This window comes from Mesorhizobium sp. M1E.F.Ca.ET.063.01.1.1, assembly GCF_003998155.1.
Taxonomy (GTDB): domain Bacteria; phylum Pseudomonadota; class Alphaproteobacteria; order Rhizobiales; family Rhizobiaceae; genus Mesorhizobium.
The window spans coordinates 1-6813 of the sequence record NZ_RZSC01000298.1; the positions used below are offsets into that span (position 1 = coordinate 1).

Annotated in this window: 6 protein-coding genes; 5 read left to right on the forward strand and 1 reads right to left on the reverse strand. The window is 64.4% G+C overall.

Annotation, left to right across the window (positions count from 1 at the left end; translation table 11 throughout):
• Positions 1 to 243 (reverse strand): antibiotic biosynthesis monooxygenase (locus EOA29_RS20305; RefSeq protein ID WP_127221352.1); only part of this gene is annotated, 243 nt, incomplete at its 3' end.
• Between the two features lie 216 nt (positions 244 to 459).
• Between EOA29_RS20305 and EOA29_RS20310 the strand changes: the two genes are divergently transcribed.
• The 5 genes from EOA29_RS20310 to EOA29_RS20330 all read left to right on the forward strand — a co-directional run.
• Positions 460 to 1713, forward strand: a complete 1254-nt coding sequence (locus tag EOA29_RS20310; RefSeq protein ID WP_126091762.1) for an aspartate kinase — start codon at positions 460 to 462, stop codon at positions 1711 to 1713.
• An 83-nt stretch (positions 1714 to 1796) separates the two neighbouring features.
• Positions 1797 to 4067 carry a phosphoenolpyruvate--protein phosphotransferase gene (gene ptsP / locus EOA29_RS20315; RefSeq protein ID WP_126091763.1) on the forward strand — a complete coding sequence of 757 codons (2271 nt, stop codon included), beginning with the start codon at positions 1797 to 1799 and terminating at the stop codon, positions 4065 to 4067.
• 9 nt (positions 4068 to 4076) lie between these two features.
• Positions 4077 to 5156, forward strand: a complete 1080-nt coding sequence (prfA, locus tag EOA29_RS20320; RefSeq protein WP_126091764.1) for a peptide chain release factor 1 — start codon at positions 4077 to 4079, stop codon at positions 5154 to 5156.
• Complete coding sequence (prmC, locus tag EOA29_RS20325) at positions 5149 to 6018, forward strand: peptide chain release factor N(5)-glutamine methyltransferase (protein WP_126091765.1); 870 nt, start codon at positions 5149 to 5151, stop codon at positions 6016 to 6018. Before prfA ends, prmC begins: the two co-directional genes overlap by 8 nt.
• 338 nt (positions 6019 to 6356) lie before the next feature.
• A partial coding sequence (locus EOA29_RS20330; protein ID WP_245468497.1) for a DUF4167 domain-containing protein occupies positions 6357 to 6813 on the forward strand: 457 nt, incomplete at its 3' end.

The window sequence follows — 6813 nt, forward strand, 5'->3', positions numbered from 1 at the left end:
CGCCTGCATCGCCTCGCAATCGCCGATCTCGGTCATGATCCGCTGCGCCGCCGCCTGGGCCTGTTCGAGGCTCCGCCAGCGCACGACGTCGACCCAGCTTCCGTCCTCGCGCTCGCCGAGATGACGGCTGATAAAGCCGGGCTGGCGCGCGAGCCAGTCGGTGACGACGCCATTTTGGGCGACAAAGTCGGCCGCAGCCTCCGGCTTGAGACGGAAGCTGACGATTTCCAGCGTCTCGGTCATGAATTCCTCCCTGCGATTTCGTCACCCTTATCGCATAGTGGCGTGGGAATCTGTCAGGAGACCTCAGGAACCGGCCAAAGGCTCTTCTCCTGCGCCCTCGCTTGCGAAGCCTTGATGTTTTGGCTAAGGAGGCCGCGATTTCCGCGGCCCGGCCTTGCCGGGCGCTTCTTTCCGCTCCGGCCTCAAGCCGGCTCCAGTCAAAGGCATCTCGCTTCCATGGCGCGCATCGTGATGAAATTCGGCGGAACCTCGGTCGCCGACATCGCCCGCATCCGCAATGTGGCGCGTCATGTCAAACGCGAGGTCGATGCGGGCCATGAGGTCGCCGTCGTGGTTTCGGCCATGGCCGGCAAGACCAACGAGCTGGTCGCCTGGACGCGCGAGGCCTCGCCCATGCACGACGCGCGCGAATATGATGCCGTCGTCGCTTCCGGCGAGCAGGTCACCGCCGGCCTGTTGGCGATCACGCTGCAGAACATGGGCGTCCACGCCCGTTCCTGGCAGGGCTGGCAGATCCCGATCAAGACCGACAACGCCCATGGCGCGGCGCGCATCCTCGATATCGACGGCGCGTTCCTGATCAAGCGCTTCGGCGAAGGCCAGGTGGCGGTCATCGCTGGTTTCCAGGGCATCGGCCCCGACAACCGCATCGCAACGCTCGGTCGCGGCGGCTCCGACACAAGTGCCGTGGCGATCGCGGCCGCGGTCAAGGCCGACCGCTGCGACATCTACACCGACGTCGACGGCGTCTACACGACCGACCCGCGCATCGAGCCGAAGGCCCGCAGGCTGGCCAAGATTTCGTTCGAGGAAATGCTCGAAATGGCCTCGCTCGGCGCCAAGGTGCTGCAGGTGCGGTCGGTTGAGCTTGCCATGGTGCACAGGGTGCGTACTTTCGTGAGGTCGTCCTTCGACGATCCCGACGCGCCCGGAATGGGGGATTTGCTCAATCCGCCCGGAACGCTTATTTGCGACGAGGAAGAGATCGTGGAACAGCAGGTCGTCACCGGAATAGCCTACGCCAAGGACGAGGCGCAGATTTCGCTGCGCCGCGTCGGCGACCGTCCAGGCGTTGCCGCCGGCATCTTCGGCCCGCTCGCCGAGGCCAACATCAATGTCGACATGATCGTCCAGAACATCTCCGAGGACGGCAAGCTCACCGACATGACCTTCACCGTGCCTTCCGGCGACGTCGACAAGGCGCTGGCCGTGCTCGAACGCATCAAGGCCGATGTCGGCTACGACGTGGTGCAGTCGGAAGCCGGCATGTCGAAGGTCTCGGTCATCGGCATCGGCATGCGCAGCCATGCCGGCGTCGCCGCCACCGCCTTCAAGGCGCTGGCCGACAAGCAGATCAACATCCGGGCGATCACGACGTCCGAGATCAAAATCTCGATACTGATCGACGGTCCCTATACGGAACTTGCAGTTCGTACTTTGCATTCCGTGTACGGGCTCGATAAGCAATAGCAAGAACTGAGTCAGTTGTTGCGTGAGTGCCGGCCGCGGGAGAAACTGCGGCGGGCAAAGTGCCCATTGGAGAAGAAGCCGCGATGCGTGATACGGCCGGCGGCCCGCGCGTTCTGCTGAAACGGCTCCGCGAGCTCATGCAGGAGCCGCTGGAGCCGCAGGAGCGGCTCGACCGCATCGTGCGCGACATCGCCTCCAACATGGTCGCCGAAGTGTGCTCGCTCTATGTGCTGCGCGCCGACTCGGTGCTTGAGCTCTACGCCACCGAAGGCCTCAACCCCAACGCCGTCCACCTCGCGCAATTGAGGCTCGGCCAAGGCCTGGTCGGCACGATTGCAGCCAGTGCACGGCCGCTCAACCTCTCCAACGCTCAGGAACATCCGGCCTTCGCCTACCTGCCGGAAACCGGTGAAGAGATCTACCATTCCTTCCTTGGTGTTCCGGTGCTGAGGGCAGGGCGCACGCTGGGCGTCCTGGTGGTGCAGAACAAGACCATGCGCCAATATCGCGAAGACGAGATAGAGGCGCTGGAAACGACGGCGATGGTGATCGCCGAGATGATCGCCACCGGCGATCTCGCCAGGCTGACCCGGCCCGGGCTGGAGCTCGACCTCAGCCGTCCTGCGAGCTTCACCGGCCTTTCCTTCAACGAGGGTGTCGGGCTCGGCCACGTCGTGCTGCACGAGCCGCGCATCGTCGTCACCAACCTGTTCAACGAGGACAGCGAGGAGGAGGTGCGCCGCCTCGACCGCTCGCTCGGCTCGCTGAGGCTTTCCATCGACGACATGCTGGAGCGCCGCGACGTCGCTTTCGAGGGCGAGCACCGCGAGGTGCTCGAGGCCTATCGCATGTTCGCCAACGACCGCGGCTGGGTGCGCCGTCTGGAGGAGGCGATCCGCAACGGCCTGACGGCGGAAGCAGCCGTCGAGAAGGTGCAGAGCGACATGCGCGCGCGCATGTTCCACATGACCGACCCTTATCTGCGCGAGCGGATGAGCGATTTCGACGATCTCGCCAACCGGCTGCTGCGCCAGCTGATGGGACGCGGGCCGGAGGATGTCGCGGCCTCGCTGCCCAAGGACGCCATCATCGTCGCCCGCTCGATGGGTGCCGCCGAACTGCTCGACTATCCCAGGGACAAGCTGCGCGGCCTGGTGCTGGAGGACGGCACGGCGACCAGCCATGTCGTCATCGTCGCGCGCGCCATGGGGATCCCGGTCGCCGGGCAGGTCAAAGGCGCCGTTTCCATGGCGGAAAACGGCGACGCCATCATCGTCGACGGCGACGAAGGCTCCATCCATCTGCGGCCGCAGTCCGACCTGGAGGCCGCCTATGCCGAAAAGGTCCGCTTCCGGGCGCGGCGGCAGGAGGTCTACCGCGAGCTGCGCAAGAAGCCGTCGGTCACCAAGGACGGCGTCCCGGTCGATCTCCTGATGAATGCGGGCCTGGCGGTCGACCTGCCGCAGCTCTCGGAATCGGGGGCGGCCGGCATCGGCCTGTTCCGCACCGAATTGCAGTTCATGGTCGCTTCGACCTTCCCGCGCGCCGAGGCGCAGGAACGGCTCTACCGCGACGTGCTCGACGCCGCGCGCGGCAAGCCGGTCACCTTCCGCACCATCGATATCGGCGGCGACAAGGTGCTGCCCTATTTCAAGGGCGTGGTGCAGGAGGAGAACCCGGCGCTCGGCTGGCGGGCGATCCGGCTCACCCTGGACCGCCCCGGCCTGCTCAGGACCCAGATCCGCGCGCTGCTCAAGGCCTGCGGCGGGCGCGAGCTGAAGCTCATGCTGCCGATGGTGACGGAACTGTCGGAAATCGCGCAGGCGCGCGAGATCATCGACCGCGAAGTAAGGCATCTGTCGCGCTTTGCGCATCATCTTCCGACAAGTCTAAAGCTCGGGGCGATGCTGGAGGTGCCTTCGCTGCTGTTCCAGCTCGACGAGCTGATGAAGGCGGTCGACTTCGTTTCGGTCGGCTCCAACGACCTGTTCCAGTTCATCATGGCGGTCGATCGCGGCAACACGCAGCTTGCCGATCGCTTCGACACGTTGTCGGCGCCGTTCCTGCGCGCGCTGAAGCAGATCGCCGATGCCGGCGCCCGCAATCATACGCCGGTGACGCTTTGCGGCGAGCTGGCCGGCAAACCGATCTCGGCGATGGCGCTTATCGGCCTAGGCTTCCGCTCGATCTCGATGTCGCCGGCCTCGATCGGCCCGGTCAAGGCGATGCTGACCGAGCTGCCGCTGCAGGAGCTGGAGGCCTTCTTCAAGGACAATCTGATGGCGCCTGCTCAAGGGACGCCGATGCGGGCGCTGCTGCAGGCCTTTGCCGACGACCGCTCCATACCGCTATAGCATTCTGCCATGATCAACCTGCCCCGCGACCGCATGGATCAAGTCGTCAAGCGTTTCGACATGCTCGAAGCGCAGATGTCGGCCGGGCCGTCGGCCGACGCCTATGTCAAAATGGCCTCGGAATATGCCGACATCCAGGAGATGGTGGGCAAGATCCGGGCGCTGCGCGCCGCCGAGCAGGAACAGGCCGACCTCGAAGCGATGCTCGCCGACAAGAGCACCGACGCCGAAATGCGGGCGCTGGCGGAGGCGGACCTGCCACAGGTCGAGGAGCGCATCGAGGCGTTGCAGAAGGACATCCAGATCCTGCTTCTGCCCAAGGATGCGGCCGACGATAGGAACGCCATCCTCGAAATCCGCGCCGGCACCGGCGGCGACGAGGCGGCGCTGTTCGCCGGCGACCTGTTTCGCATGTATGAGCGCTATGCCGCCTCGCGCGGCTGGCGCTTCGAGGTCGTTTCGGCCAGCGAAGGCGAAGTCGGCGGCTACAAGGAAATCATCGCCTCTGTGTCGGGCAAGGGCGTGTTCGCGCATCTGAAGTTCGAATCCGGCGTGCACCGCGTGCAGCGCGTGCCGGAAACCGAGGCCGGCGGACGCATCCACACCTCGGCCGCCACCGTAGCGGTGCTGCCGGAAGCCGAGGAGGTCGACATCGAGATCAGGCCCGAGGATATCCGCATCGACACGATGCGTGCTTCGGGCTCCGGCGGCCAGCATGTCAACACCACAGACTCGGCGGTGCGCATCACCCATCTGCCGACCGGCATCATGGTGGTGCAGGCGGAGAAGTCGCAACACCAGAACCGGGCGCGCGCCATGCAGATTCTCAGGGCGCGACTCTACGACCTGGAGCGCAGCCGCGCAGATGAAGAGCGCTCGGAGTCGCGAAAATCGCAGGTCGGCTCGGGCGACCGTTCGGAACGCATCCGCACCTATAATTTTCCGCAGGGCCGCGTCACCGACCACCGCATCAACCTAACGCTCTACAAGCTCGAACGCGTGATGATGGGCGAGCTCGACGAGGTGATCGACGCGCTGATCGCCGACCACCAGTCGAAGCTGCTTGCCGACATGAGCGTTGATGGCTGATGTGCTGCCAGCAGCTCTAGGTCCGCTGCTGCGCGCGGCGAGGGAACGGCTTGCTGCTGCCGGCATTGCCGATCCGGCCCTCGATTCCAGACTGATCGTCGAGCATTTTTCCGGCACGACCCGCGCCCAGGCCATCGCCGAGGCCGGTCGTCCAGTCGATGCAACGGTGCTTGCAACGATCGACGCGGCCCTGAGACGTCGCGTCGCAGGCGAGCCGGTGCATCGCATCCTCGGCTACCGCGAATTTTATGGCCTGCGGTTGTCACTTTCGCCGGAAACGCTGGAGCCGCGGCCGGACACCGAGACCCTGGTCGACGCCATCTTGCCCTTCGCCAAGGCAACGGCCGAAAGGTTCGGCGGATGCCGTATTCTCGACCTTGGCACCGGAACCGGCGCCATTGCGCTGGCACTGCTCAGCGCCGTTCCGACCGCGACCGCGACGGGCGTCGATATCTCCGCCGGCGCACTGGCGACCGCCACCCGAAACGCCGAGGATCTGGGGTTAGCCGGGCGCTTCAAAGCCTTGCATTCCAACTGGTTCGAAAAAGTTTCGGGCCGATACCATTTAATTGCCGCGAACCCTCCCTATATACCCAGTCGAGACATTGGAAATCTGCAGGACGAGGTCCGCGATTTCGATCCACGCCGGGCCCTGGATGGTGGTGTGGACGGTCTGGTTCCTTACAGAATCATCGCCGGAGAGGCGGAAGGGTTTCTGGAAGCACAGGGCAAGGTAGCGGTCGAAATCGGCCATACGCAGCAAAGCGAGGTCACTTCGATCTTCGCCGCAGCCGGCTACAGGCTGACGGAAGCGCGGCGCGATCTCGGCGGAAACGACAGGGTTCTGGTGTTTGAGCGTTGAAACCCCTGATGCAGTGCGAAAAAACGCTTGGCAATATTAGGGAATGCAGCTAGGTTCCCGCTTGACCGGATGAGACGAAGCAGGCAGTGCTCTTAGCGATTCGGTTTTCCTTGGAAATAGCTGCCTCCTTGTGCAAACGACGCCCATGCTTCGTGCGGGAATCGTCCGGCAAGTGATGTAACCGGAACAGGATGGCACGTGGCGCCAACGCAATCGATGCGGGCGAACGCCGGTGAAAAAACGAAACGGTCGGCTGCATGAGCGCCACCGTTCGCGAAGAGTTTTAGAAAAATTCACATGAAGAGAGTCGAATGAGGCCACAACAGCAGAACAGGCGCATGCGCGGTCGCAACAACAATGGCGGCGGTGGCAACCAAAACCGCAAGGGCCCTAATCCCCTAACGCGCAACTACGAGAGCAACGGCCCGGACGTGAAGATCCGCGGATCGGCTCAGCAGATCGCCGAAAAATACGCCGCACTTGCCCGTGACGCGCAAAGCTCCGGCGACCGGGTGATGGCGGAGAACTATCTCCAACACGCCGAACACTACAATCGCATCATTGCCGCCGCCCAGGCGCAGATGCCGATCCAGAACGCCCAGCAGAACCGTGACGACTTCGACTATGACGTCGACGAGGATCGCGACGAGTTCGACACCGCCGGCAATGCCAATGCCGGCGAGGCGCAGGCCGCGGCGAACGGCTCCGGGCCGCAGCCGGTGATCGAAGGCACGCCGGCCGAGCCTGGTTTCAACCAGGAAAACGGCCGCGACAACAACCGGCGCGACAACAACG

Bases quoted from the DNA above. Each gene is read 5' to 3' on its own strand.
- EOA29_RS20310 (WP_126091762.1), top strand. From the start codon at position 460: ATGGCGCGCATCGTGATGAAATTCGGCGGAACCTCGGTCGCCGACATC.
- ptsP (WP_126091763.1), top strand. From the start codon at position 1,797: ATGCGTGATACGGCCGGCGGCCCGCGCGTTCTGCTGAAACGGCTCCGC.
- prfA (WP_126091764.1), top strand. From the start codon at position 4,077: ATGATCAACCTGCCCCGCGACCGCATGGATCAAGTCGTCAAGCGTTTC.
- prmC (WP_126091765.1), top strand. From the start codon at position 5,149: ATGGCTGATGTGCTGCCAGCAGCTCTAGGTCCGCTGCTGCGCGCGGCG.